Here is a 23,108-nt window from a genome sequence, read left to right on the forward strand (position 1 = left end):
ATGCCCTGGCGGACTACACCATCGCCAAGCGCTGCTTGCGGGTGGGCGCGGGGAAGGCCAGGTCGATTGCGCGCAGGTCTTCACGGGTCAAGGCCAATGCACCCGCTGCTGCATTCAGCCGAACATGCTCGGGCGCCACGGCTTTGGGGATGGCAATGATGCCATCATCACGGGTGACCCAGGCCAGGCAGACCTGAGCCGGCGTGGCACCATGGCGCTCGGCTATTTCTGCCAGCACCGGGTGCTGCAACAAGCGCCCGGCCTGGGCCAACGGGCAGTAGGCCATGGTCGGTAGCGCGCGTTGTTGGCACCAGGGCAGCAAGTCGAATTCGATGCCCCGCTGGGCCGGGTTGTACAGCACCTGGTTGGTGGCGCAGGCAGGGTTGTTCAATTCGCGCAGGTCGTCGATATCGAAATTGGAAACGCCCCAGCGCTTGATCTTGCCCTGCTCGCGCAAACGCTCGAAGGCGTCGACGGTTTCTTCCAGCGGGTGCTGGCCCCGCCAGTGCAGCAGGTACAGATCGATGCACTCGGTACCCAGGCGTGCCAGGCTGCGCTCGCAGGCGGTTGCCATGCCCTGCCGCCCGGCATTGTGCGGGTAGACCTTGCTGACCAGGAACACCTGGTCGCGGCGCCCGGCAATGGCCTGGCCAACCACGCTCTCCGCACCGCCTTCGGCATACATTTCGGCGGTGTCGATCAGGCTCAGGCCCAGCTCGATACCCTGTTGCAAGGCCGCTACCTCTGCCGCCTTGCGCCCAGGGTCTTCGCCCATGTACCAGGTGCCTTGGCCAATGGCCGGCACGCTCGCGCCTGCCAGTTTCACGTAACGCATGTCACCTCCGGGGGCTGTGTATTGGACAGTAGAACTTCAAGCAACGCCTGCGCTGCAGTGGACAGTTTGTGCTCGCTCAGGGCAATTACCCCAATGCGCCGCTCGACCGTGGGTTCGACCAGGGGCACGCAGCGTGCACCCAGTTCCTGCATCTGGTTGATGCACAGGGCCGGCACCGCGCTAACGCCCAGGCCGCTGGCAACCATGCGGCCGATGGTCGCCAGTTGATGGCTTTCGAACGCCACGGCCAGTTTGCCGTGCTGGGCGGCAACATTCTGCTCCATCAACAGGCGTACCGCCGACGGCCGCTGCAGGGCCACGAAATCTTCGGCCATCAGTTGCGCCCAACTGACCTGGTTCAACAACGCCAAGGGTGAGTCAGCGGGCACCACCGCGACAAAACGGTCCATGTACAGCGGGTGGAAGTGCAGGCCGTCGGTATTGTCCGGCTCGAAACCAATGCCCAGTTCGACTCGGCGGTGGCGCACCAGTTCCTGCACCTGTTCGTTGATCACATCGTGCACGGTGACGTTGACCTTGGGGTAGCGTTGGCGGAAGACCTTGAGCGAATGGGGCAGCAGGTTACCGGCGAACGACGGCATCGCCGCCACCGAGACCCGGCCCAGTTGCAGGGTGAAGCGTTGCCGCAGCATCTCTTCGGTATCGTCCCAGTCGGCCAGCAGCCGCCGCGCCAGCGGCAGCAGCACTTCGCCTTCGGCCGTCAGGCTGACGCTGCGGGTGGTGCGGCTGAGCAGGGCGCCGCCCAGGTTCTCTTCCAGGGCCTTGATGGTCAGGCTCAGGGCCGGTTGCGATACGTGCAGGTGTTCACCGGCCTGGGCGAAGCTCTGGTACTTGGCCACGGCGACAAAGGCGCGCAGTTGCTTGACGTTCATGACGGGCCTATCGTTTATTTTGCGAAATTTATCAATCGATGATGAAAACAAAATTAACAAATCAGTCGCTTGCGGTGAAGATGGCTACACACGCTCACCGACAGCCTCGTCGGTTCAACAACTACAAAAGGCGGATCAGCATGGCCGGACTGGACAAGCGCGTTGCAACCTACGAACAGGCCCTCGACGGGCTGACCGACAACATGACGGTACTGGCCGGTGGTTTTGGCCTGTGCGGCATTCCGGAAAACCTCATCAGCGAAATCAGGCGCCGTGGCGTCAAGGGCCTGACCGTGGTCTCCAACAACTGCGGGGTGGACGGCTTTGGCCTGGGGGTGCTGCTGGAAGACCGGCAGATCCGCAAGATGATCTCCTCCTACGTGGGCGAAAACGCCGAATTCGAGCGCCAGTTGCTCAGCGGTGAACTGGAAGTGGAGCTGACACCCCAAGGCACCCTGGCCGAAAAAATGCGCGCTGGCGGCGCCGGCATCCCGGCGTTCTTCACCGCCACCGGCTACGGCACGCCGGTCGCCGAAGGCAAGGAGGTTCGCGAATTCAAGGGCCGCAAGTACATCCTCGAAGAGTCCATCACCGGTGACTTCGCCATCGTCAAGGGCTGGAAGGCCGACCATTACGGCAACGTGGTGTACCGCAACACCGCGCAGAACTTCAACCCGCTGGCGGCCACTGCCGGCAAGATCACCGTGGTCGAAGTTGAAGAAATTGTCGAGCCGGGTGTGCTGCTGCCGAGCGAGATCCACACCCCAGGCATCTATGTTGACCGGGTGATCGTCGGCACCTTCGAAAAGCGTATCGAAAAGCGCACCGTCAAGGCCTGAGCGGCCTCCACCAGAACAACAAAGAGATCCTGACCATGGCACTGACCCGCGAACAGATGGCGCAACGCGTCGCCCGTGAACTGAAGGACGGCTACTACGTCAACCTGGGTATCGGCATTCCGACCCTGGTGGCCAACTATGTACCCGCCGACATGGATGTGATGCTGCAATCGGAAAACGGCCTGCTCGGCATGGGCGAGTTCCCCACCGAAAGCACCCTCGACCCCGACATGATCAACGCCGGCAAGCAGACCGTCACCGCCCGCCGGGGTGCCTCGATCTTCGACTCGGCGCAGTCGTTCGCCATGATTCGTGGCGGCCATGTCGACCTGACCGTGCTGGGTGCGTTCGAGGTAGACGTGCAGGGCAATATCGCCTCGTGGATGATCCCGGGCAAGCTGGTCAAGGGCATGGGCGGCGCCATGGACCTGGTGGCGGGCGCCGAGAACATCATCGTGACCATGACCCACGCGTCCAAGGACGGCGAGTCCAAGCTGCTGGCCCAGTGCAGCCTGCCGCTGACCGGTGCCGGTTGCATCCGCAAGGTGCTGACCGACCTGGCCTACCTGGAAATTGAAGACGGTGCGTTCATCCTGCGCGAAACCGCACCAGGGGTGAGCATCGAGGAAATCGTCGAGAAGACTGCCGGCAAACTGATCGTGCCGGATGATGTGCAGGAAATGACGTTCTAAGGCGTTACGCCACCCAACCCTGTAGGCGCAGGTTGCACCGCTGAGTGTGTCGGTACATTACCGGCATGGTCGCGAGTCAACCTGTACCTACAGGGTTTTTGCGTTGTCTGTTTCACCTCATAAAACCAATAAAAGGAATGCCACTGTGGCCGCTGAAATTCAAGACAGCCGTAGCGCGCGCTTTGCCTTGCGCTGCTCCAACTGGGCCGAACGCTGGTTCCCCGACTCCTGGGTATTCGCCGCCTTGGCGGTGCTGCTGGTGTGCATCGGCGCGCTGGCCATGGGGGCCAAGCCGACCGACACCGCCAAGGCCTTTGGCGATGGTTTCTGGAGCCTGATTCCGTTCACCATGCAGATGGCTTTCGTGGTCATCGGTGGCTATGTGGTCGCCAGTTCGCCACCGGCGGCACGCCTGATCGACCGCCTGGCGCGTATCCCTGGCAATGGCCGCTCGGCCGTGTGCTGGGTGGCACTGATCTCGATGCTGGCTTCCTTGCTCAACTGGGGCCTGTCGCTGGTGTTCGGTGGTTTGCTGGTGCGCGCCCTGGCGCGACGCACCGACCTGAAGATGGATTACCGTGCTGCGGGTGCGGCCGCCTACCTGGGCCTGGGCGCTGTGTGGGCACTGGGCCTGTCTTCGTCGGCGGCGCAGCTGCAGGCCAACCCGGCCAGCTTGCCGCCTTCGATCCTGTCGATCACCGGCGTCATCCCGTTCACCGAAACCATCTTTCTGTGGCAATCCGGGGTAATGCTGGCGGCGCTGGTCATCGTCTCGCTGGTCATCGCCTACGCCACGGCACCCGGGCCGAACAGCGCACGCAGCGCCGAAGCGTGTGGCGTGGACCCCAGCTTCACTGCACCGGCGGCACCCCAGCGCACCCGCCCCGGTGAATGGCTGGAGCACAGCCCCATCCTGATTCTGCTGCTGGTCGCCCTGGCTGCCGGCTGGCTGTACCAGGAGTTCGCTACCAAACCGGCGATTACCGCCATCTCCGGGCTCAACACTTACAACCTGTTGTTCATCATGCTCGGTGCCCTGTTGCACTGGCGCCCGCGCAGTTTCCTCGACGCCGTGGCGCGCGCGGTACCGACCACCACGGGGGTGCTGATCCAGTTCCCGCTGTACGGTTCGATCGCGGCCATTCTCACCCAGGTGAAGGGCGTGGACGAACAGACCCTGGCCCACCACATATCGTTGTTCTTCACCCAGATCGCCACCCACGACACCTATGCCTTGCTGATGGGCGTGTATTCGGCGGTGCTGGGCTTCTTCATCCCGTCGGGCGGCGGCAAATGGATCATCGAAGCGCCCTACGTGATGCTAGTGGCCAACGACCTGCAATACCACCTGGGGTGGGCGGTGCAGATCTACAACGCGGCAGAGGCCTTGCCGAACCTGATCAACCCGTTCTACATGCTGCCACTGCTGGGCGTGCTGGGGCTCAAGGCACGCGACCTGATCGGCTTTTCCTTTGTGCAACTGCTGGTGCATGTGCCGCTGGTGCTGGTATTGCTCTGGGCGCTGGGCACCACGCTGCAGTATGTGCCACCGGTGATGCCATGAGCGGCGGCTCCACGTATCATGCCCGGGCTGCCTTGGCCTGGGAAACACGCGTCACATGTCTATCCGATTGAAACTGCTGCGCAAGAAACTGGGAATGACCCTGGAAATGCTGGCCGAAAAGACCAGCATGACCAAAAGCTACCTGTCCAAGGTCGAACGTGGCCTCAACACGCCGTCGATTGCTGCCGCCCTGAAGCTGGCGCGCGCATTGAACGTGAATGTCGAGGAACTGTTTGCCGAAGAGCAGGCCGGCCAGAGCCGCTATAGCCTGGTGCGCCACGGCGAGCGCCAGGCGCTGGTGGGTGACGGCCAGGGCCCCGGCTATGCGGCGTTGACCAGCCAGGTGGGGCAGCGCAGCCTGGTACCGTTCCTGATCCAGCCGCCTTCGGAGTTTAGCGACCCGACCTTCAAGGAGCACCAGGGCGAAGAGTTCCTGTTCGTTCACGCGGGCCAGGTGGAGGTGGACTTCATGAACGAGCGGGTGCTGCTGGAGCAGGGCGATGCCTTGCATTTCAACGCGCAAACCCCGCATCGCCTGCGCTCGGTAGGCGCGCAGCCGGCGCAATTGCTGGTGGTCGTTCACCATGCCGAGGAATGAGCCGGGCAGGGCGCTGTTGCAGGCCTGCCTGAACCTTTCACTTTCTCATCCGTGAAACGCTGGCATCCAGCAGCTGGCTGGATGCAGCACTTCCTGTCTGTCGTTTTTTTGACGAATCTGCCTGCCGCCCATTGAATTTTATTATGGTGTCGGATCATTGACGTAGTGTCACTGTGCCCATAAGCTCAATTCAACAGCGACACAAACCCCGCACTACCTCGCCAATAACTCATTGATTTTCCTGTTTAAAGGAAGGGCGTATGCGCACGACTCTGATAATCAAATCGATGTTCTTGCTGGTGCTCTTGAGTGGCGCTGCGCGCGCAGCCGATTCCTATATCAGCCAGAACAGTATCATTCCTGTTTCAACGGCTGGCTGGTTCTTTGCGTTCGCTGTTGTCGGTTTTGTGGCGGTGGCCAACCGCCGGAAAATCTGAACACCCTTTGCCGCAAGTCGCGGGGTGGGGTTTTGCCGCTGGCTTGTTAATTCACCAACCGTTGCTATATTCCCTGTAGCCCATGAAGGTCCATGGTTTCAGGCACCGCAGCCCAGGCTGCACAGCGTCAAGTTAAGGGCCTCCAGGAAGGTCGAGGCCGTCGCGGCAGTGGTGGGTCGCGAAGCGGAGCGAGAGTTGGTGCGTTGTTCTCATACAGTGCTCTTTGTCGGGCCATTTGGCCGGAGGGACCCTCATGATGCGTTCATTGTTTGCCGCGTTCTGCTTGTTGACGGTGTGGTCGAGTGCCAGTTGCGCCGATACCGGCAGCTCTGCGTATTTGCTCAGCCCTGGCGATGTGGTGATGGTATCGGTCTGGCAGGAAGACAGCTTGCGCCAGGAAGCGACCGTACTACCCGATGGCAGTATCACTTTCCCACTGGCCGGGCGCATCAATGTTGCCGGGCTCGATGTAACCGCAGTCGAAAAGCAAGTGGCTGCCAAACTTGAAAAATACCTTCCCGACCCGAATGTCAGCGTTGTCGTCAAGAGCATCGCCGGCAACCTGGTCTATGTCCAGGGCAAAGTGATCAAGCCGGGGCCAGTGCAAATGGCCGGGCCGACCGCCGTGTTGCAGGCGCTGAGCATGTCGGGTGGCTTGGACAAGTTTGCCGACGAAAGCGAGATCAAGGTAGTTCGTGGCGCAGGCGCTTCCCAAAAGATCTTGCCCGTGCGATATAAGGACCTGGTGTCTGGGCGCGATATGTCCACCAACATCCAACTTCAGGCTGGCGACACGCTGGTCGTTCCTTGATCTTGCCTTCAATAAGAACATTTAATGCCACTTTTCAGAACAACTAGCATTGCAACGGCAATCTTGGTCTTGCCGTTTACGGAATCGGCCCTGGCGGCAAATTGGCAGTCTACGGTGGTGGTGCCGACATCCGTCGAGTACGACAGCAACCCATTGTTGCTGACGTCGGGCGAGAAGGGCATCACGCGTACGATCATCGCGCCCGATTACACCCTGATCGGCACCTTCGACCGTGACGAACTGAGACTGGGGCTGGGCATGAATGTGTTGCGCTCGTCCGACACCAACGTAGTCGATAACCGCGAGGACCCCGACATCAGCCTGGGCTGGCAGCGCACCACCGAGCGCGGGCGTTTTGGCCTGGTGGCACGCTACAACGAAAGCTCGACGTTGTCGGGCACTGTGCTGGATACCGGGGTGATCACCACCGATGGCACGCAGAAGCTCTACACCCTGACCGGCAACTGGAGCCAGGCGGTTACCGAGCGCAGTACCTTGAGCAACGAAACCACCTACAGCCGCGCCCGGTATGACGTCAGCACGCTGACGGGTTACAACGAACTGGCCAACGTGTTTACCTGGACCTATGCCTGGAGCGAGCGCGCCGATGTGTATACCCGCTTCGGCGCGCGGCGCTACGAGCCCGAGCAGGACCTGACCGCCACCGCTTCCAACAGTTACACCCCGGCTGTGGGCATCAAGTACCAACTGGCCGATGGCCTGAGTGCCGATGCCCACATTGGTGTCAACCAGGTGTCGGGCGATGAAGGCGGCCGACGCGGGGAGGGTGGGGTGGCGTTGCTCTATACCGGTGTGCGGGCCGATGCCAGCTTCACCGCCGAACGCAGCACGGTGGCCAGTGCCGAAGGCGGCTTCGCCGAGCTCGACCAGGTACGCGGGGTGTGGAGCTATGCCGTTACCGAGCTGACGCGGGTGGGCGCAGACGCTGCCTGGCAAGACAGCAAAGGGCAGTCACCGAACACACTGCAAACGTACAGCGTATGGGCCAGCCGAGAGTTCTCGCCGTATTGGGACCTGCGCCTGTCGCTGATGTACAAGGAACGCCAGCAGGACCACGTACCGGATGCAACCGCAACCATCGTGGGTTTGACGTTGACGTACAGGTACCCCGACATCTGAACTTCAGGCAGGTGGCCCCATGAAGTCTGACTACGAGCTATCCCTTAGAGATTACATCGCCATAATCAAGGACCGAGCCCTGGTGCTAGGGGTGAGTGCCGTAGTCATTCTGGCCGCGACCGTGGCGGTGGCTTTGATGGTGCCGCCGATCTACCAGTCGACCGGCACTATCTTGGTGGAGTCACAGCAGATTTCGCCCGAGCTGGTATCAACCAACAACACCAGTTTTGCCGATGAACGCATCGAGGTGATCCGCCAGCGTGTCATGACCCGCGAGAACCTGCTGCGCATCATCGACAAGTACGACCTGTTCGCCGACAAGCGTCTTGGCGAAAGCGACAAAATCGACCAGATGCGCAACGCCATCGTGGTCGAGACCCTTACCACGTTCGTGCGTGGCAGGGGCGAGGCGACCGTGGCCTTCAATGTGTCGTTCGAGCACAAGCAGCCGCAAGTGGCCAAGCAGGTCGCCGATGAGCTGGTATCGCTGTTCCTCAACGAAAACCTCAAGCAGCGTACCGAGCGGGCCAACGAAACCACCGAGTTTCTTACCCAGGAAGCCAACAAGCTGGGCGCTGAGCTGGCCAGCCTGGAAAACCAGCTGGCCGATTTCAAGCAGGCACATGCCAATGCACTGCCCGAGCACCAGACGCTGCGCATGAACATGCTGTCGCGTTCGGAGCTGGAGTTCCGTGAGGTCGACCGGGACTACAAGGCGGCGCAGGAAGAGTTGCGTTACCTGGAGCTCGAACTGTCGGCGGCCAATGCCGGCCTGGCGACCAAGGCTGCCGATGGCGCGCGCCCTGCCGCTGCCGACCAGGCCCAGGACCTGCCAAGCCTGAAGGCAGAGTACGCCCGGCTGTTGACCCGTTACAAGGAAGCCCACCCCGATGTGGTGGCGGTCAAACGCAAGATTCAGGCGCTGGAGGCCAGTGGTGGTCGCACCAGCACTGCGTCTTCGGTCAGCCTGGATGTTGCCCGGGTACGCGCCAAAATGAGCGCCGCCCAGGAACGCATCGCTTCGCTGGCCGAGCAAAAGCGCGAGCTGACCCGAAAAATGGAAGGCTATGAAGCCGAGATCCTGGAGGCGCCGCAGGTCGAGCGTGGCTTGGTCACCCTGATGCGTGACCACGACAACGCACGCAAGAAATACGAAGAAATCCGCGCCAAGGAAATGAGTGCGAAAATCACCGAAAGCCTGGAGCAGGAAAACAAAGCCGAGCGCTTTGTGCTGCTGGAGCCGCCCCTGTTGCCCGAGAAGCCGATCAAGCCTAACCGCAAGAAGATCGCCGCGCTGGGGCTGGTTCTGGCGCCGGCCGGTGGCGGCGCGCTGGTCATGTTGCTGGAAATGCTCAACCAGCGGGTGCGGGGCGTTGGTGCTCTGGAGAACCTGCTGGGCAAACGGGTGTTGGTGGCACTGCCGTATATCGAGACGCGGGCCGATGTGGCCAGGCGCAAACGCTGGCGTAACCGCTTGATCGTGGCGGCCTTGGCGCTGGCGGCTATCATGATAGTGCTGGTGCACGTGTACTACATGCCACTGGATGTGCTGCTGTACAAAGTCATGTCGCGGTTCGTATAGGGAATGCAGTGATGGACAGGACCAAGCCGGCTGTTGGCAACACTATTCATCAGGTCACACCGGGTACCCCTCAGCCGCTGTCGCCGGCCCCTGGCACGGCGCTGGCGGAGGTGCCGGGGCAGTTCGATTACGTCAACACCAAGGTGGTGCCACTGCATCCAGACCACCTGGAGCGCAACCGCATTGTGGCGTTCAACAAGAACTCGAACATGAACGGGCCGATCGACCTGCTGCGCACCCAGGTGCTGCGGCTGATGGACGAGAACGGCTGGCGCACCCTGGCCATCACCTCGCCCACGCCGGAGGCAGGCAAAACCGTGTTGGCGGTCAACCTGGCCATGAGTATTGCCCACCACACCACCAAGACCGCCTTGCTGGTGGATTTCGACCTGCGCCGGCCCAAGGTGGGAAGCACATTGGGGCTGCCGATGGAGCATGCACTGAATGAGTTCCTGAACGACAAGTCGCCACTGCAGGACTGCCTGGTCAACCCGACCTTGCCGCGCTTCGTGGTGCTGCCGACCCGGGTGCCGGTGCCGTTGTCGACCGAGGTGTTGTCGTCGCCCAAGGTGAGTAACCTGATTGGCGAGTTGCGCAACCGCTACGAGTCGCGCATCTGCATTTTCGACCTGCCGCCGTTGCTGAGCTCCGACGACGCGATCACCGTCATACCCAAGTTCGATTGTGTATTGCTGGTGGTGGCCAATGGCATGAACAACAAGAAAGAAATCGAGGACTGCCTGCACCATCTGGCAGGGGTCAACCTGATTGGTACGGTGTTGAACAAGGCTGACGAACAGCCGCGTACCTATTACTGAGGCGCCGCTAAGTTACCGCGGGTGAACCCGCGCCCACAAATTACTGTGGGAGCGGGCTTGCCCGCGAACACCGGCGCAGCCGGTGCCAGACACCGCGTCGCCTGCTTCGCGGGCAAGCCCGCTCCCACAATGAATAGCGCAGGCTTTTCAAATTTTCAGAAAGACAGTTGCTCCTCAACGGGCGGTGTCGCTGTGGCTAGCGACGACTGTGGAGCAAATGCGGCCCGTGCTGTTCACGGCTACCGCCCCTGGCGTATGGCCCAGGGGTACTGCAACTCCCACTGCCACGCATGGCGGACGATCTGCTCCAGCGCGGCGAACTCCGGCCGCCAGCCCAGCACTTGCAGCGCTCTGCTGGCATCGGCCACCAACCGCGGCGGGTCGCCGGCGCGGCGGGGGGCGTCCAGTGTGTCGATCTGCCGCCCGGTTACCCCACGCGCGGTATCAATCACCTGCTGCACCGAAAAGCCCAGGCCATTGCCCAGGTTGAACGCAGTACGCTCCCCACCCGCCAGCAGGTAGTCCACCGCCAACGCATGCGCCGTGGCCAGGTCCGACACATGCACATAATCGCGAATACAGGTGCCGTCCGGGGTGTCGTAGTCGCGGCCAAATACCGTGACGGCTTCGCGCCGCCCCGATGCCGCCTGCAGGATCAAAGGGATCAGGTGGGTTTCCGGCTCATGCCGCTCACCCAACAGGCCCTCCGGGTCGGCCCCGGCAGCGTTGAAGTAACGCAGGCAAACCGACTTCAAACCATAGGCACGGTCGAAGTCCTCGAGAATCTGCTCGACCATCCATTTGCTCAAGCCATAGGGGTTGATTGGCTGTTTGCCATGCGCTTCGTCAATAGGCACATACAGCGGGTTGCCATACACCGCAGCGCTCGACGAAAACACCAGGTACTTGATGCCGGCGTTGACCATGGCCTGCAGCAGCGCAAGGGTGGCAGCCACATTGTTCTGGTAATACTTGCCGGGTGCGCTGACCGATTCACCCACTTGAATGAACGAGGCAAAGTGAAACACCGCGTCGAAATGCACAACACCGAACAACACATCCAGTGCGGCTTCGTCGGCAATGTCGAGCTTGGCCCATTGAACCCCGGGGCCAGGTGAAACCAGGTCCGCCACCACCACCTCATGGCCGGCGCCCTGCAGGTGCTTGACCATGTGTGAGCCAATGTAGCCGGCGCCACCGACAACCAGGCATTTCATGCGCACCCCCTGTGACCTGCTGTTTTAGCGACGCAGTGAATCGAGCGTAGATGGCTATGTGCCCTATTTCAAGAACAGCCAGTTGGACATGTAGCTGCCGTCGAAGGTCAGGGTGTAGTGCCCGTTGTCGTAGGCCACAGGCAGCGCCTTCAACTGCGCCTGCGCATCGCGGGCGTACAGCTTCAGGCCGGCAGGCGCCTGGATGGTCAGGCGGCCTTCCAGCGGCTCGACATTGAACGGTGTCTTGTCATCGGGCTTGGGCATGGCCCGGGTGCCCAGCGACACCAGCAGGTCCCGCGACTGCCCCAGCGGTTTGTCGTCCAGGCTCTGCACCACGACACTGGCATAGGGCGTAGTCGCCTGCACCTGCACAGCGCCCAGGCTGATCGACCGCCCCCCCAGCCAGCCGGTGGCAGCCTGGGTGAGCGGCGTGTCGATGGTGTAAAGGCCTTGTTGCCAGTTACGCCTGAGCTCGCCCGTGTCGGTGGTCGATTCGCTGGCATCCGCCGGCAGCAGCGATTCATCGGGGTCTTGCAGCACGTGCGCGCCGCTTGGGATGGCAGCAGGTTTCAACCAGGGCAGTTGCGGCGTTTGCGGCAGGGCGATCTGCAAGCGGCCCTTTTCCATGGCAGTACGCAGCAGTGGTGAATTGCGCGGGGTGATTTCCTGGTTGTACAGGGTGGCTGCCGTCGGGGCGAACACATAGTCGGTAGTGGCCGGCTTCACATCGCCGCGGCGGTAGAGCAGGGCGGCAGCGGGCAGGGTGGCGAGCATGCCAGGGTCGTTGTAGGCGTGCCAGTTGTCTGCCGTGCGCCAACCCGGATTGAACGCCTGTTGGCTGTAGGCATATTGCAGCAGGGCGTCCCAGCCTTGGTGGCTGGCGGTAGCGGCCATGTACAGTGGCAGCGAGTGACGGTCTGGCAGCGGGAACGGCTCGGCGTTCCACTCGGTGACGGTCAGTGGCTTGCCGACCACCTGGGCGGCGCCGATCCAGTCGATCATGCCGTCGCTGGTCAGCGGGTTTTTCTCCAGTTGACCCATGTCCCCGTAGCTATGGGCGTCGATCACATCGCCAACACTCAGTGCCGGCAGCGCACTCAGGCCGTTGCCGCCCCAGGTGCTGGTGGTGGCGATCGGCACTTTCACGCCCACGCTGCGCAGGTGGGCGATCATGTCGGTATTGAAGCGCTGCTCCAGGTCGTTGAGGAACAGCTTCGATGGCCCATGCTCCCAGGCGCGCCAAGTCAGGTCGGCGGGCAGGTCGTACTGTTTGGCGAAGGCCTTGGCGGCAGCCATGTAGCGTTCGCTGTGGCGCGGCACATCCTTGTTCGGCATCAGGGCATTGCCGTAGTGCTGAGTCAGGTCGTTCTCGTTGGTGATCAGCACGGCGGCAATGGCCGCGTCGTCTTTGTAGGCCAGCCCCGTGTATGGGTTGACGTGGGTCAGGTACTGTTCGGCGAAGCGCTTCATTGCCTGCTGGATACTGCGGTTGACGTAGGCGTAGCCCTTCAGGTCGATGCGCGCTTCGCCTTTGGCCAATTCGTCGAAGTCTTCGATATTGTCGTTGGCAGTGAGCGCCCGCTGCACATGCATGTCCAGCCAGATGTAGATGCCCTCGTCCTTGAGTGCTTTGATCCACAGGTCCAGCTTGCGCAGCGATTCGGCGCTGAGCTGCTGGGTGTCGCGCACCAAGGTACCGTCGCCAAACACATTGGGGCTGACCCAGGGTGAATCGTGATGATGCAGGCGGACCAGGTTGAAACCCAGGGCCGACAAGCGTTTGGCCTGCTGGCGGATCTCCTCGTCGGGGCTTTTGAACAACGCATAGGCCGACAGGTTGGTGCCCCAGAACCGCACGGCGGTGTTGTCGGCAAACACCAGTTGCTCGCCGACCGCCTTGACGAAGCCACGCTTGCCAGCGGGTTTTTCTGCTGCATTGAGGAACGACAAGTCTACCGGCGCGCTGCGCCAGTCCAACTGGTCGTCTGGCCAGCTGGCCGGGTCCGCCAGGCCGAAGCGTTCGGTGGCGGTGGGTGCGAGTTCGATGTCCCCGGTCAGGTTGAGCACGGCCTTGAGCTGTTGCTTGCCGGCAGTAATCGGGTCCTGGTACAGAAACGCGCGCAGCTCAGACGGGTTGCCACGCTCGAAATACACTTTGGCCAAGGGCGGCTCGAAGCGCATTTCGATGCGCCGGCCCTGCTCGGCGTTGCCCCACCACCAGCCGCGGTTGCCTGGCAGCAATTGCGGGGCGCCCATGGCCCCGGTGACCTGCGCAGGGTCGAACTGGAACACCATGCCGCCCCCCTTCACCCCGGCCTTGCGGCTGTGTGCATCGAGGTCGAAGGTCCAGCTTAGCGTTTGCGCCTGCTCCTTGCGGATATCCGCGGCCAGGTCGAAGTCCAGTTCCTTGTTCTTGCCCAGCAGGGTGTAGTGGTACGGCCCGTTGACCTTGAGGTCGGTGTAGAAGCCGGTCCAGCTCCAGTTGGCGGCCCAGAAATCGAACTTGGCCTTCATCACCGGGCCGCCACCACGGCTTACGGTGGGCAGGCCAGTGTGCTCGTCGACACTGACCTGCCAGGCAGACGCCCAGCCCGGCAATGGCAGCAAGGCCAGGCTGGCGAAGGCCGAAAGGCGGATGAAACCACGCAGGGCGAGCGCATTCATGAACATTACCTGGGTTGGAGGTCGGGTTCGGCCAGTGCCACCGCGGGGCTGGCATGCAGCCGCCGCACCATCTGGGTGTAGGCCACGCCCAGACCGGCGATCGACCAGTACACCACGGGGATGAAGGTGATGCTGCTGACGGTGAAGATGATCACCAGGATGCCGATCAGCGTTGCCAGCAACACGCGGCCGAGCTGTCGTCGTTCGTCGTCCTTGTCCGGGAAGCTGCGCATCGCCTTGCGGATACCGTGCAGCACCACGGCAAAGAACGCCACGAACAGGCCAAGCCCGACCAGCCCCACGCGCAGTGCCAGGTTGATGTAGGTGTTGACGATGTCGATGATGCCTTCACCCTGGATCATCGCCTGCATTTCCGGGGTGTTGCGGAAGTCGAACGAGCCGAACAGCGGATTGCGCTGGATGACGATCCACGAGTTGTCCATCAGCCGCTCGCGGTAGGTGATGTTTTCCTTTTCGATATTGCCGATGTAGGGCAGCAGGTCCAGCACCTTGTCACCGCCCGGCACCACCGTCAGCAACGGCAGCGCCAGCATGCCGGCCGCCCCCAGCAGCGCCAGGCGCCTGACCGCACCTTTGCCCAGCGCGATGAACACCACCACGATGACCACTGCGCCAATCCACGGCCCACGGGACAACGGCGCGAACAGGCCGGCCGCCAGCAGCAGGGCGCCCATGGCCCTGTGCAAGGGCCGCTGCACGTAACCCTGCACGAACAGGAACAGGCCAATTGCCACGCTCATCACATAGCCCAGTGCAATCGCCTGGCCGGTGGTGACACTGGCGCGCAGGGCGCCGCCACGGCTCAGGTAGCCGGACATGCTCCAAGGCACGCCCATGGCGTCGACCAAGGCGCTGTACAGCAACCAGTGGCGCACGTATTCGGCAACCGCGATCAGGGCCATGACGAAGGAGGTGAGCACGAACGCCAGCATCGCGTCCTTGAAGTCGCTGAGCTGGCGCAGGCCACGGCTGGCCACGTAGTACGGCAGGAATACGTCGACATACAGGTACAGGGCCTGGCGCAAGGTATCGGTCAGGGTGGTCTCGCGCAGGTACAGCACGCTCATCAGCACCAGCCCGGCGGCCAGCAGCCGGTCGGCCCAGGTGCGCCCAAAGCGCACGCTGTCGGGGTGCCGGCGCAGCTCCAGCGCAGCCGGCAGCAGCACGCACAGCGTCAGCAGGCGAATGTGGTTCAGGTCGACCAGGTAATTGACAACGCCGAACCCCGGCACTTGCACCGAGGCCGGCGGGATCAGGAACAACAGCATGTAGAACAGCGCCATGGGGTTGTGCTCGCGGCGCCGTGCCAGCAACAGGATGGCCGCACCCGCGCCCAGGTACAGCCAGAAGCTGTGCGAGACGAACGCCAGCACGGTAAGCAGGAACCACAAATTGCGCCGGCGCTTGTAATCGCTGAGCGGAATCAGGTCGGTGGCCGGCCGCCGCGCCAACAGGAAGACCACGCTCGCCAGAAACAGAATGACGATCAACGCACGAAAATGTTCAGGCATCGGCTATGTGCACCTTTCCTTCGGTGGGCAAACGGCGGCTGCCCTGTCGCGGAACTACACTGTCTTCGGGCGAGTGGCAACGCCGGCCGGGCTCCCAAGACGCCGCCAGGCAGTGAGGCGCTGAGTTCCGTGCCAGGGCACTAGCATCGTGGCTAATTGAAACTATAGTGACTTTTAGCCAATCAGTCAGAGAATGAATTCATGCCGTCGATTGATGTGTCAGCCTCCGCGAGCCTGCGCAAGCGGGCCATGCGGGCCGGGTCGTGGAACCTGGTCTCGCAGGTGGCTTCACAGGTCATGCGCCTTGGCGGCAACCTCATCATGGCGCGGCTGTTGCTGCCGGAAATGTTCGGCGTCATGGTCATCGCCACCACCGTTTCGGTCCTCCTGCATCTGCTGTCCGATGTTGGCCTGCGCCAGAACATCATCCAGAGCCACCGTGGTGACGACCCGGACTTTCTCAATACGGCGTGGACCGTGCAGATCATCCGCGGCTTCGTGCTGTTCGCCCTGACGCTGCTGCTGGCCTTGGCGGCCTGGGTGGCGCAGTACCAGCAGTTGTGGCCGGCAGACTCCACCTATGCCGCCCCTGTGCTGCCAATGGTGCTGGCGGTTACCGGCCTGTCGGCGCTGATATGGGGCTTCCAATCCACCAAGATCGATGTTGCGGTGCGTACCTTCCAGCAGAAGCGCGTGGTGCTGGTCGACCTGGCCTCGCAACTGGCCGGGCTGGTGGTGATGCTGGTACTGGGCGTGCTGACCCACTCGATCTGGGCCCTGGTCATCGCGGGCCTGGTCTCGGCGGTGGCCTGGACTGTGCTGGGCCACACCGCGCTGGAGGGCCCGCGCAACCACTTGCGCTGGGACCGTACGGCACTCACCGAACTGATCGTGTTCGGCCGCTGGATCCTGTTGTCGTCGATGGTCGGCGTACTGGCCATGTACGGTGACCGTATCTGGTTTGGCGCCAGCATGTCGGCGGCGCAATTGGGGGTGTACTCCATCGCCGTGCTCATCCTTGGCGCGGTTCAGACGGCGCTGATGAAGATCGTCGGCGCCGTGGCGCTGCCAGCGTTCAGCGAGGCGGCCAGGGCCGACGACAAAGCGCGGCTGAAGACCCTGTATTACCGCTTCCGTTTGCTGGTCGACCTGCTGGTGCTGTTCATTTGCGGGGGCTTCCTCACAGCCAGCCCACTGCTGATTGGCTGGATGTACGATGACCGCTACCAGGAAGCTGGCCAAATGCTGGCGATTCTTTCGCTGTCCTTCATCGTATTGCGCTATACCTTGGCTCATCAGGTATGGATTGCGTTGGGCCTCACCAAATACCAGGCCATGGACAACATCATCCGCCTGGTTTCGCTGTGGGGGCTCCTGCCGCTGTTGCTGGCGCTGGGAGGTGTGCAATGGGCGATCTGGGGGGTGGCCCTGCACACGGTGCCGACGCTGGTACTGGTTGTTCATGTCAATCGCAAGCTGGGCATCTTCAGCCTCAAACGTGAGCTGGTGGTGCTACCGATGCTGCTGGTGGGGGCGCTGTGCGGGGCGTTGCTCACGGCCTTCTTCAACTGGCTGTAGGGCTGCGTGCTGGGTGTAACTTTCATGGGGACAGGTCACAGGATCATGGGGAAGCTCACTTTTTGTACTGCGCAGTTGGGTCGTAGAGGCTTTCTCCAGAGTTGCGTGCTGCTGGGCGTGGGCAGCGCGGCGTTTGGCGCCACGGCGGTGTTTGCTGGCAAACCGGTTGAGAAACCAGGGTTCGTGGTGATCAACGGCTGGGTACTGCCGTCCCGCTATTTCGGGAACCAGCCAGCATGATCCAGGACTATGAGCAGCAGAAGACGCTGCGCGACAACTACGATTTCTGCATCATCGGGGCTGGCCCTGCGGGGATCACCCTTGGCCTGCGCCTGGCGGCAGCCGGCTGGAACGTGTTGCTGGCCGAAGGTGGGGGGCGTGAGTACGCCCCGCGTTCGCAAGCCCTGTACGCCTGCCCCTCGACCGGCCTTGAGCTGTATGCTGAGGAAACCCGCCTGCGTTACCTGGGCGGCACATCCAACCATTGGGCCGGCCGGTGTCGGCCCTTCACGGCTTCCGACTTCGCTGTGGCCCCACCGGGTGAGTTGCCGGGTTGGCCGATTGCCTATGCGGAGATCGAGCCCTACCTGCCGGTGGCCATGGATATCGTCGACCTGCCCGCCGGGGCGGATTTTCGGGCACTGAACACCGCGCTCGAGGGTGGCGACTTCGAAGCTGACCGTTTCCTGCTCAGCACCCCGACCCGCTTTGCCCAGAAATACGCCACGGCGCTGGAGCAGACCAAGGGCCTGGACCTGTTCATCAATTGCAACTGCGTGGACCTGGAATTCGACCAGGCATCCGGCCACCTGGCGGCGGTGGTGCTGTCGGACTACCAGCGCAATCGCCAGCGGTTGGTGGCCCGCAACTTCATCCTGGCCACGGGGGCCATCGAGAATGCCCGACAGCTGCTGAACAGCCAGTCCCTGGTGGCTGCGGGGGTGGTCAACAAGGAAGGCCTGGTTGGCGCGTGCTTCATGGAGCACCTGAACATCGAGATGGGCACCTTCATCCTCAAGTCCGGGCAAGACCCGGAGCCGCGCCAGTACTACACCACCGATGCCTTCCTCGCCGAATACCAGGCCGGCAAAGGCAACGTCACCACAGCCTTATTGGCCGATGTGCAAACCTATGGCCGCACTGCCGAGGTCAAGCATTTTCTCGAGAACCTGGCCTGCGACATGGGGATTTCCAGCAAGATCGAGTTCGTGGCCAAGTTCAGCTGCCCCGGTGACGGCGTGATCAGTACCATGATCGAGCAGTTCCCCAACCTGCACAGCCGCATTTCGCTGCTCGACGAGCACGACGCGCTGGGGGTGCCGAAGGTCAGCGTGAACTGGGTGCTCAGTGCCGATGACCGCCACACCGTCAAGTGCATCGGTACCGAACTGGCCAAGCAGTTCGCTGACACGGGCCTGGGCTTCGTCAAACTCAACGAGTTTGTCTATGACACCTCGATACCGCTGAAAATGGCGCCCCATGCCCACCACATGGGTACCACGCGCATGGCCGCGTCAGCGCAAACGGGCGTCGTGGACGGCAACTGCCGGGTGTTCGGCACGCAAAACCTGTATGTCGCCGGCAGCAGTATTTTTGCCAAGGGCGGCGCCTCCAACCCGACCATGCCGCTGTTGCAGTTCGCCGTGCGGCTGGCCGACCACCTTGACGCGAAGATGAGGACGGAAAGCGGCGCCGCCGCGTGAACCATGTTGTACACAGGTTGAGTGCGTAGTGGTCAGCATCTAGAAGAACGAGACCGCATCGCCTCAGGGCATTCGAGCCGTATTGATCGCGAGGCCAGGAAGGATGATGGGATGGATACGCAAGGCAGTGGCACATTACGCACATGCAACCGGGCGCGGAGGCACGTTCTACCGCCGGTTCTGCAGGCCGTCGGGGCTGGAGTGGGGCGCCTACCTCAAACGATGGGGCAACTTTCACTCGGTAGGCGACAATTTCTTCGTCAATGCCGGCTGCAAGTTCCTCGACCCGTCACTGGTGCGTATCGGCAACAGCGTGGGGTTGTCCGACTGCACGTTGATCGGCCACGACGGGGTGGTCTTGCTGATCGAACACCGGTTTGGCAAACACCTTGATTCGGTCGGTTTCATCGACATCAAAGACAACTGCTTCATCGGCCACGGTGCGATCATCATGCCGCGGGTGACCATCGGCCCCGAGTCCATCGTCGCGGCAGGGGCGGTGGTCACCAAGGACGTGCCACCGGGCACCGTCTACGGCGGCAACCCGGCCGTGTTCATCTGCACCACCGAGGCGCTGGTCAAACGGGTCGAGGCACGCTGCGAAGCCTACCCGTGGATCGACCTGATCAAACAGCGCGACGGCGCCTACGACCCCACGGTTGAGCCGCAACTGATGGCGCAGAGGCGCCAGTACTTCTTCGGGGATGGCAATAATGGCTAGCAAACCGGTCGACGTGATGGTGGTCAATTTCAACACCGCCGGGTTGCTGCAGCCAATGTTCGATGCCTTGCGCTGCGCAGGCAGCGAACACCTGGCCAGTTACCTGGTGGTGGACAATGCCTCCGTCGACGACTCGCTGCAGCGCATGGCCGAGGTATGCCCAGAGGCAGTGTTGCTCAGGAACAAGCACAACGTAGGTTTTGGCCGCGCCAACAACCAGTTGCTGGCCCACCTGCAAGGCAAGTATGCATTGTTGCTGAACACCGATGCGTTCGTGGCTGCCGATTCCCTGCAAAAAACCCTCGACTACATGGATGCCCACCCGGACTGCGGCGTGTTGGGGGTACGCCTCGAAGGCCGTGAGGGTGACCTGCAACCCAGCTGCCGCTATTTTCCCACGCCGCTGAACGTCTTCGTCGGGCGTACTGGCCTGGGGCGCCTGTTCCCTGGGCTGAAAATGGTCGACGACATGGACTGGGACCACGCTTCGGTCCGCGAATGCGACTGGTTGCCCGGGTGCTTCTACCTGGTACGCCGCGAAGTGCTGGACCAGGTAGGCCTGTTCGATCCGCGCTACTTTCTCTATTACGAGGAAGTCGACCACTGCAAGCGGGTCAAGCAGGCCGGCTGGAAAGTGGTGTTCTACCCACATACCACGGTGGTCCACATAGGGGGTGAAAGCTCCAAGTCAGTCACCGAGCTGGAAGCTGCCAGCCGGCAGATTTCCGCCTACCAGATCGAGAGCGAGCTGCTGTATTTCCGCAAGCACCATGGCTTGGCCGGGCTGGCGTTGCATATGCTGCTGGTGACCGTGGGCGACCTGGTGCTGGCACTCAAAGCGCTGTTGAAACGACGCGGCCGGGGCGCGATACAGGCCTGCTGGCGTCATTGCCGGGCGACCTGGTCACTGCTGTTGCAGACCCGTTACGCCAGCCAACCGACAAGGTAGCTACCGTCATGTTCGAGAATATTCGCGCCGACCTGCGGGCCCATGGTGGCGACTGGGGCGCCCAGGGCTTCTGGGTATTGCTGGTGTACCGCTTCGGCCGCTGGCGCTACGGCGTGCGCCCGGCGCTGCTGCGCAAGCTGTGCTCACTGGTGTACAAGGTGTTGTTCAAGTTCGTGCAGATCATCACCGGGGTGGAATTGCCTTGCGAGGCGGTGATCGGCCGCAATTTCGTCATCGACCATTTCGGTGGCATCGTGGTCAGCGGCTACGCCCAGTTCGGCGACGACTGTCGCATCCGCAATGGCGTGGTAGTGGGCCTGAAAAATGTCGACGAGCCCATCGCCCCGGTGTTCGGCAACAACGTCGACATCGGTACGGGTGCCAAAATACTGGGCAGCATTCGCATCGGCAACAACGTGATCATTGGTGCCAATGCCGTGGTGCTGGTGGATGTGCCGGACAACTCCCTGGCCGTCGGTGTACCGGCAGTCATCAAGGCCCGGCACCTGGTGGCCCCGGCGGCGGTCGAGTGAGGCCCTTGGCGATGCAGACCGGCGTGGTGGTCATTGGCCGCAACGAGGGCCAGCGCTTGGAGCGCTGCCTGCGCTCTCTGGCGCATGGGGCCGACAAGGTCGTGTATGTAGACTCGGGCTCCAGCGACGGTTCGCAACAACTGGCCGCTGCCTTGGGCGTCGAGGTGCTGGCGCTGGACATGGGCACCCCGTTCACCGCGGCAAGGGCGCGTAACGAAGGTTTTGCCGTGTTGCAGCGGTTGCTGCCCGCCATGCACTGGGTGCAGTTCGTCGATGGCGACTGCGAAGTGGATGCCTGCTGGCTGGCCACCGCCCAGGCGTTTCTGGCCGCACACCCCGCGGTGGCGGTGGTGTGTGGCCGGCGCCGCGAACGCTTCGCGCAGCGCTCGGTGTACAACCTGTTGTGCGACCTGGAATGGGACACCCCGATCGGCGAGGCCAAGGCCTGCGGCGGTGACGCGTTGATGCGGGTAGACGCTTTCGTCGCCGTGAGCGGTTTTCGCCCTGACCTGATCGCCGGGGAAGAGCCGGAGCTGTGCGTGCGCTTGCGCGCCAAGGGCTGGAAAATCTGGCGCCTGGATGCCGAGATGACCTTGCACGACGCCGACATGACCCGGTTCAGCCAATGGTGGCGGCGCAGCCTGCGTGCCGGGCATGCCTACGCCGAGGGCGCCTATCTGCACGGGCAGCCTCCCGAGCGGCACTGGTTGCGCGAGTCGCGCCGGGCCTGGGTGTGGGGCCTGGGCATTCCCGTGTTGATCGTGCTGGCCTGCCTGCTGGTGGGCGGCTGGGGCTTGGGGTTGTTGTTGATCTACCCGTTGCAGGCCATGCGCCTGGCGCAGCGGGGCAACAGGTCGCCGCGCGAAAACTGGCTGCAGGCCGTGTTTCTGGTACTGGGCAAGTTCCCCGAAATGCTCGGCCAGCTGAAGTTTCTGCGCCACCGCCTGGCGGCTGGCAAAGCGGCTTTGATCGAGTACAAGTGAGAGAGGCCCATGATGCTCGGCACCCTCGTGAAAAGCGTGTTTACCCTGCAACCCGGTTACTCGTTGCGGGCATTGCACAACAAGTACAAGTTGAGCCTGCAGATGGCCAGGCATTGGCCGCAGCTGGACACCTTCATGCAGCGCCTGACCGCGGCGCTGGGCCAGCCGGGGTTGCAGCGGCTGGGCGTTGACTGCATCGGTGTCGTGCAATGGCCCTATATCAGCCAGCGCTGGGAGGCGCCGCAGCGCCTCGATGCAGTGGCCTCGCACTTCGAGCTGGTGGCCCGGCATTTTCCTGGGCTGTTGCTGTTGGGCCGGGACGACAGCCTTGCCCTGTGTGACCTGGGTAGCTATTCGCCGGGCTGCTGCCTGGTGCTCGACCGGCCGATCTGGTTCAAGCGCGAAGGCGAGCTGGTGGTCAACCTGTTCCAGGGTGACCTGCGTGTGGCGTCCCTGGCGTTCACCCTGTGCCAGGGGCCGGCCGGCATCGGTTTGTACATCGGCGCAGTGCAGGGCATCCATAAAGGCATCGACAGCGACACCTCGCTGGCCATCTACCGCGACCTGACCAAAGACTTCGAGGGGTTGCGACCGCGCAGCTTGCTGCTGGAGGCGTTGAAGTGCCTGGCCAGAACGTTGGGGGTCGCCCGGTTGTATGCCGTGAACGATGCCAGCCGGCATCACCGCCACGCTTATTTTGGCCGTGACAAGGGCCAGGAGCTGGCGGCCAACTACGATGCTATCTGGCAGGAGCATGGTGCCAGCGCTTCGGAGCATGCCGATTTCTACAGCCTGCCATTGGCGCCGGCGCAGCGTGCCGAGGCCGACATTCCGGCAAAGAAACGGGCGATGTATCGCCGTCGCCAGGCATTGCTCGACGATGTATTCACCCGCTTGCAAGCAGCTTTGCCAAGCAATGGTGCCAACCTTGGACTACAAGGAACACAGGGGGATGCATTTGCTGTGAGTGCATCGGCAGTAGGCAGGCCGCCGGTAGTCGACAGCCTGAAGTAAAGGTT

General features: G+C 62.5%; 21 protein-coding genes. 16 read left to right on the forward strand and 5 right to left on the reverse strand.

Annotated elements, in window-relative coordinates; genetic code table 11:
• Positions 1-13: 13 nt before the first annotated feature.
• Both AACG97_RS13155 and AACG97_RS13160 read right to left on the reverse strand, forming a co-directional pair.
• Positions 14-835, reverse strand: a complete 822-nt coding sequence (locus AACG97_RS13155) for an aldo/keto reductase (RefSeq protein WP_125854998.1) — start codon at positions 833-835, stop codon at positions 14-16.
• Entirely contained in the window at positions 823-1,728 is a 906-nt protein-coding gene (locus tag AACG97_RS13160) for a LysR family transcriptional regulator (protein WP_029885421.1), read from the reverse strand. Before AACG97_RS13160 ends, AACG97_RS13155 begins: the two co-directional genes overlap by 13 nt.
• A 140-nt stretch (positions 1,729-1,868) precedes the next feature.
• On the opposite strand from AACG97_RS13160, the gene AACG97_RS13165 reads away from it, so the two are divergent.
• From AACG97_RS13165 to AACG97_RS13205, 9 genes are all read left to right on the forward strand, one after another.
• Complete coding sequence (locus AACG97_RS13165; protein ID WP_197885907.1) at positions 1,869-2,567, forward strand: CoA transferase subunit A; 699 nt, start codon at positions 1,869-1,871, stop codon at positions 2,565-2,567.
• Between the two features lie 35 nt (positions 2,568-2,602).
• Positions 2,603-3,259, forward strand: a complete 657-nt coding sequence (locus tag AACG97_RS13170) for a CoA transferase subunit B (protein ID WP_009682728.1) — start codon at positions 2,603-2,605, stop codon at positions 3,257-3,259.
• Positions 3,260-3,404: 145 nt separating this feature from the next.
• Positions 3,405-4,823, forward strand: coding sequence for a short-chain fatty acid transporter (locus AACG97_RS13175; RefSeq protein ID WP_029885422.1), 1,419 nt, complete (start codon positions 3,405-3,407; stop codon positions 4,821-4,823).
• 55 nt (positions 4,824-4,878) lie between these two features.
• Positions 4,879-5,421 carry a helix-turn-helix domain-containing protein gene (locus tag AACG97_RS13180; protein WP_029885423.1) on the forward strand — a complete coding sequence of 181 codons (543 nt, stop codon included), beginning with the start codon at positions 4,879-4,881 and terminating at the stop codon, positions 5,419-5,421.
• A 260-nt stretch (positions 5,422-5,681) separates the two neighbouring features.
• A complete protein-coding gene (gene eppA, locus AACG97_RS13185) occupies positions 5,682-5,858 on the forward strand; it encodes an EPS-associated small membrane protein EppA (protein WP_009682731.1) in 177 nt (58 codons plus the stop codon).
• A gap of 253 nt (positions 5,859-6,111) precedes the next feature.
• Complete coding sequence (locus tag AACG97_RS13190; protein ID WP_029885424.1) at positions 6,112-6,669, forward strand: polysaccharide biosynthesis/export family protein; 558 nt, start codon at positions 6,112-6,114, stop codon at positions 6,667-6,669.
• Positions 6,670-6,693: 24 nt separating this feature from the next.
• On the forward strand, positions 6,694-7,809 hold the full coding sequence (locus AACG97_RS13195) for a hypothetical protein (RefSeq protein WP_115294070.1): 1,116 nt from the start codon (positions 6,694-6,696) through the stop codon (positions 7,807-7,809).
• A 19-nt stretch (positions 7,810-7,828) separates the two neighbouring features.
• Positions 7,829-9,391, forward strand: coding sequence for a GumC family protein (locus AACG97_RS13200; RefSeq protein ID WP_054912453.1), 1,563 nt, complete (start codon positions 7,829-7,831; stop codon positions 9,389-9,391).
• Positions 9,392-9,402: 11 nt separating this feature from the next.
• Positions 9,403-10,209, forward strand: coding sequence for a CpsD/CapB family tyrosine-protein kinase (locus AACG97_RS13205; RefSeq protein ID WP_009682735.1), 807 nt, complete (start codon positions 9,403-9,405; stop codon positions 10,207-10,209).
• 239 nt (positions 10,210-10,448) lie between these two features.
• Here AACG97_RS13205 and galE read toward each other — a convergent pair whose 3' ends face one another.
• The 3 genes from galE to AACG97_RS13220 all read right to left on the reverse strand — a co-directional run bounded on the left by galE (position 10,449) and on the right by AACG97_RS13220 (position 15,622).
• Positions 10,449-11,426, reverse strand: coding sequence for a UDP-glucose 4-epimerase GalE (gene galE / locus AACG97_RS13210; RefSeq protein WP_009682736.1), 978 nt, complete (start codon positions 11,424-11,426; stop codon positions 10,449-10,451).
• Between the two features lie 63 nt (positions 11,427-11,489).
• Positions 11,490-14,090 carry a cellulase family glycosylhydrolase gene (locus tag AACG97_RS13215; protein ID WP_197885904.1) on the reverse strand — a complete coding sequence of 867 codons (2,601 nt, stop codon included), beginning with the start codon at positions 14,088-14,090 and terminating at the stop codon, positions 11,490-11,492.
• Positions 14,091-14,095: 5 nt separating this feature from the next.
• A complete protein-coding gene (locus AACG97_RS13220) occupies positions 14,096-15,622 on the reverse strand; it encodes an O-antigen ligase family protein (protein WP_029885429.1) in 1,527 nt (508 codons plus the stop codon).
• Positions 15,623-15,823: 201 nt separating this feature from the next.
• Here AACG97_RS13220 and AACG97_RS13225 point away from each other — a divergent pair, with 201 nt between their 5' ends.
• From AACG97_RS13225 to AACG97_RS13255, 7 genes are all read left to right on the forward strand, one after another.
• Positions 15,824-17,200 carry an oligosaccharide flippase family protein gene (locus AACG97_RS13225; RefSeq protein ID WP_009682740.1) on the forward strand — a complete coding sequence of 459 codons (1,377 nt, stop codon included), beginning with the start codon at positions 15,824-15,826 and terminating at the stop codon, positions 17,198-17,200.
• 236 nt (positions 17,201-17,436) lie between these two features.
• The gene (locus AACG97_RS13230) at positions 17,437-18,903 is read left to right on the forward strand and encodes a GMC oxidoreductase (protein WP_197885903.1); all 1,467 of its coding nucleotides are present in this window, start codon (positions 17,437-17,439) and stop codon (positions 18,901-18,903) included.
• A 103-nt stretch (positions 18,904-19,006) separates the two neighbouring features.
• Positions 19,007-19,624, forward strand: coding sequence for an acyltransferase (locus AACG97_RS13235; protein WP_009682743.1), 618 nt, complete (start codon positions 19,007-19,009; stop codon positions 19,622-19,624).
• Entirely contained in the window at positions 19,617-20,573 is a 957-nt protein-coding gene (locus tag AACG97_RS13240) for a glycosyltransferase family 2 protein (RefSeq protein WP_225785551.1), read from the forward strand. Before AACG97_RS13235 ends, AACG97_RS13240 begins: the two co-directional genes overlap by 8 nt.
• 8 nt (positions 20,574-20,581) lie before the next feature.
• The gene (locus AACG97_RS13245) at positions 20,582-21,106 is read left to right on the forward strand and encodes a serine O-acetyltransferase (protein ID WP_115294073.1); all 525 of its coding nucleotides are present in this window, start codon (positions 20,582-20,584) and stop codon (positions 21,104-21,106) included.
• 5 nt (positions 21,107-21,111) lie between these two features.
• A complete protein-coding gene (locus tag AACG97_RS13250) occupies positions 21,112-22,089 on the forward strand; it encodes a glycosyltransferase family 2 protein (RefSeq protein ID WP_144188170.1) in 978 nt (325 codons plus the stop codon).
• A 9-nt stretch (positions 22,090-22,098) separates the two neighbouring features.
• Entirely contained in the window at positions 22,099-23,103 is a 1,005-nt protein-coding gene (locus AACG97_RS13255) for a VirK/YbjX family protein (protein WP_197885900.1), read from the forward strand.
• Positions 23,104-23,108: the final 5 nt, after the last annotated feature.

Origin of the sequence: Pseudomonas sp. Nvir, from assembly GCF_963778085.1 — a bacterium.
Lineage (GTDB): Bacteria > Pseudomonadota > Gammaproteobacteria > Pseudomonadales > Pseudomonadaceae > Aquipseudomonas > Aquipseudomonas juntendi.

Excerpts from the sequence above, each read along its gene's own strand:
- AACG97_RS13155 (WP_125854998.1), bottom strand. The coding sequence starts at position 835 with ATGCGTTACGTGAAACTGGCAGGCGCGAGCGTGCCGGCCATTGGCCAA.
- AACG97_RS13160 (WP_029885421.1), bottom strand. The coding sequence starts at position 1,728 with ATGAACGTCAAGCAACTGCGCGCCTTTGTCGCCGTGGCCAAGTACCAG.
- AACG97_RS13165 (WP_197885907.1), top strand. The coding sequence starts at position 1,869 with ATGGCCGGACTGGACAAGCGCGTTGCAACCTACGAACAGGCCCTCGAC.
- AACG97_RS13170 (WP_009682728.1), top strand. The coding sequence starts at position 2,603 with ATGGCACTGACCCGCGAACAGATGGCGCAACGCGTCGCCCGTGAACTG.
- AACG97_RS13180 (WP_029885423.1), top strand. The coding sequence starts at position 4,879 with ATGTCTATCCGATTGAAACTGCTGCGCAAGAAACTGGGAATGACCCTG.
- eppA (WP_009682731.1), top strand. The coding sequence starts at position 5,682 with ATGCGCACGACTCTGATAATCAAATCGATGTTCTTGCTGGTGCTCTTG.
- AACG97_RS13190 (WP_029885424.1), top strand. The coding sequence starts at position 6,112 with ATGATGCGTTCATTGTTTGCCGCGTTCTGCTTGTTGACGGTGTGGTCG.
- AACG97_RS13195 (WP_115294070.1), top strand. The coding sequence starts at position 6,694 with ATGCCACTTTTCAGAACAACTAGCATTGCAACGGCAATCTTGGTCTTG.
- AACG97_RS13200 (WP_054912453.1), top strand. The coding sequence starts at position 7,829 with ATGAAGTCTGACTACGAGCTATCCCTTAGAGATTACATCGCCATAATC.
- AACG97_RS13205 (WP_009682735.1), top strand. The coding sequence starts at position 9,403 with ATGGACAGGACCAAGCCGGCTGTTGGCAACACTATTCATCAGGTCACA.
- galE (WP_009682736.1), bottom strand. The coding sequence starts at position 11,426 with ATGAAATGCCTGGTTGTCGGTGGCGCCGGCTACATTGGCTCACACATG.
- AACG97_RS13215 (WP_197885904.1), bottom strand. The coding sequence starts at position 14,090 with ATGAATGCGCTCGCCCTGCGTGGTTTCATCCGCCTTTCGGCCTTCGCC.
- AACG97_RS13220 (WP_029885429.1), bottom strand. The coding sequence starts at position 15,622 with ATGCCTGAACATTTTCGTGCGTTGATCGTCATTCTGTTTCTGGCGAGC.
- AACG97_RS13225 (WP_009682740.1), top strand. The coding sequence starts at position 15,824 with ATGCCGTCGATTGATGTGTCAGCCTCCGCGAGCCTGCGCAAGCGGGCC.
- AACG97_RS13230 (WP_197885903.1), top strand. The coding sequence starts at position 17,437 with ATGATCCAGGACTATGAGCAGCAGAAGACGCTGCGCGACAACTACGAT.
- AACG97_RS13235 (WP_009682743.1), top strand. The coding sequence starts at position 19,007 with ATGATGGGATGGATACGCAAGGCAGTGGCACATTACGCACATGCAACC.
- AACG97_RS13240 (WP_225785551.1), top strand. The coding sequence starts at position 19,617 with ATGGCTAGCAAACCGGTCGACGTGATGGTGGTCAATTTCAACACCGCC.
- AACG97_RS13245 (WP_115294073.1), top strand. The coding sequence starts at position 20,582 with ATGTTCGAGAATATTCGCGCCGACCTGCGGGCCCATGGTGGCGACTGG.
- AACG97_RS13255 (WP_197885900.1), top strand. The coding sequence starts at position 22,099 with ATGATGCTCGGCACCCTCGTGAAAAGCGTGTTTACCCTGCAACCCGGT.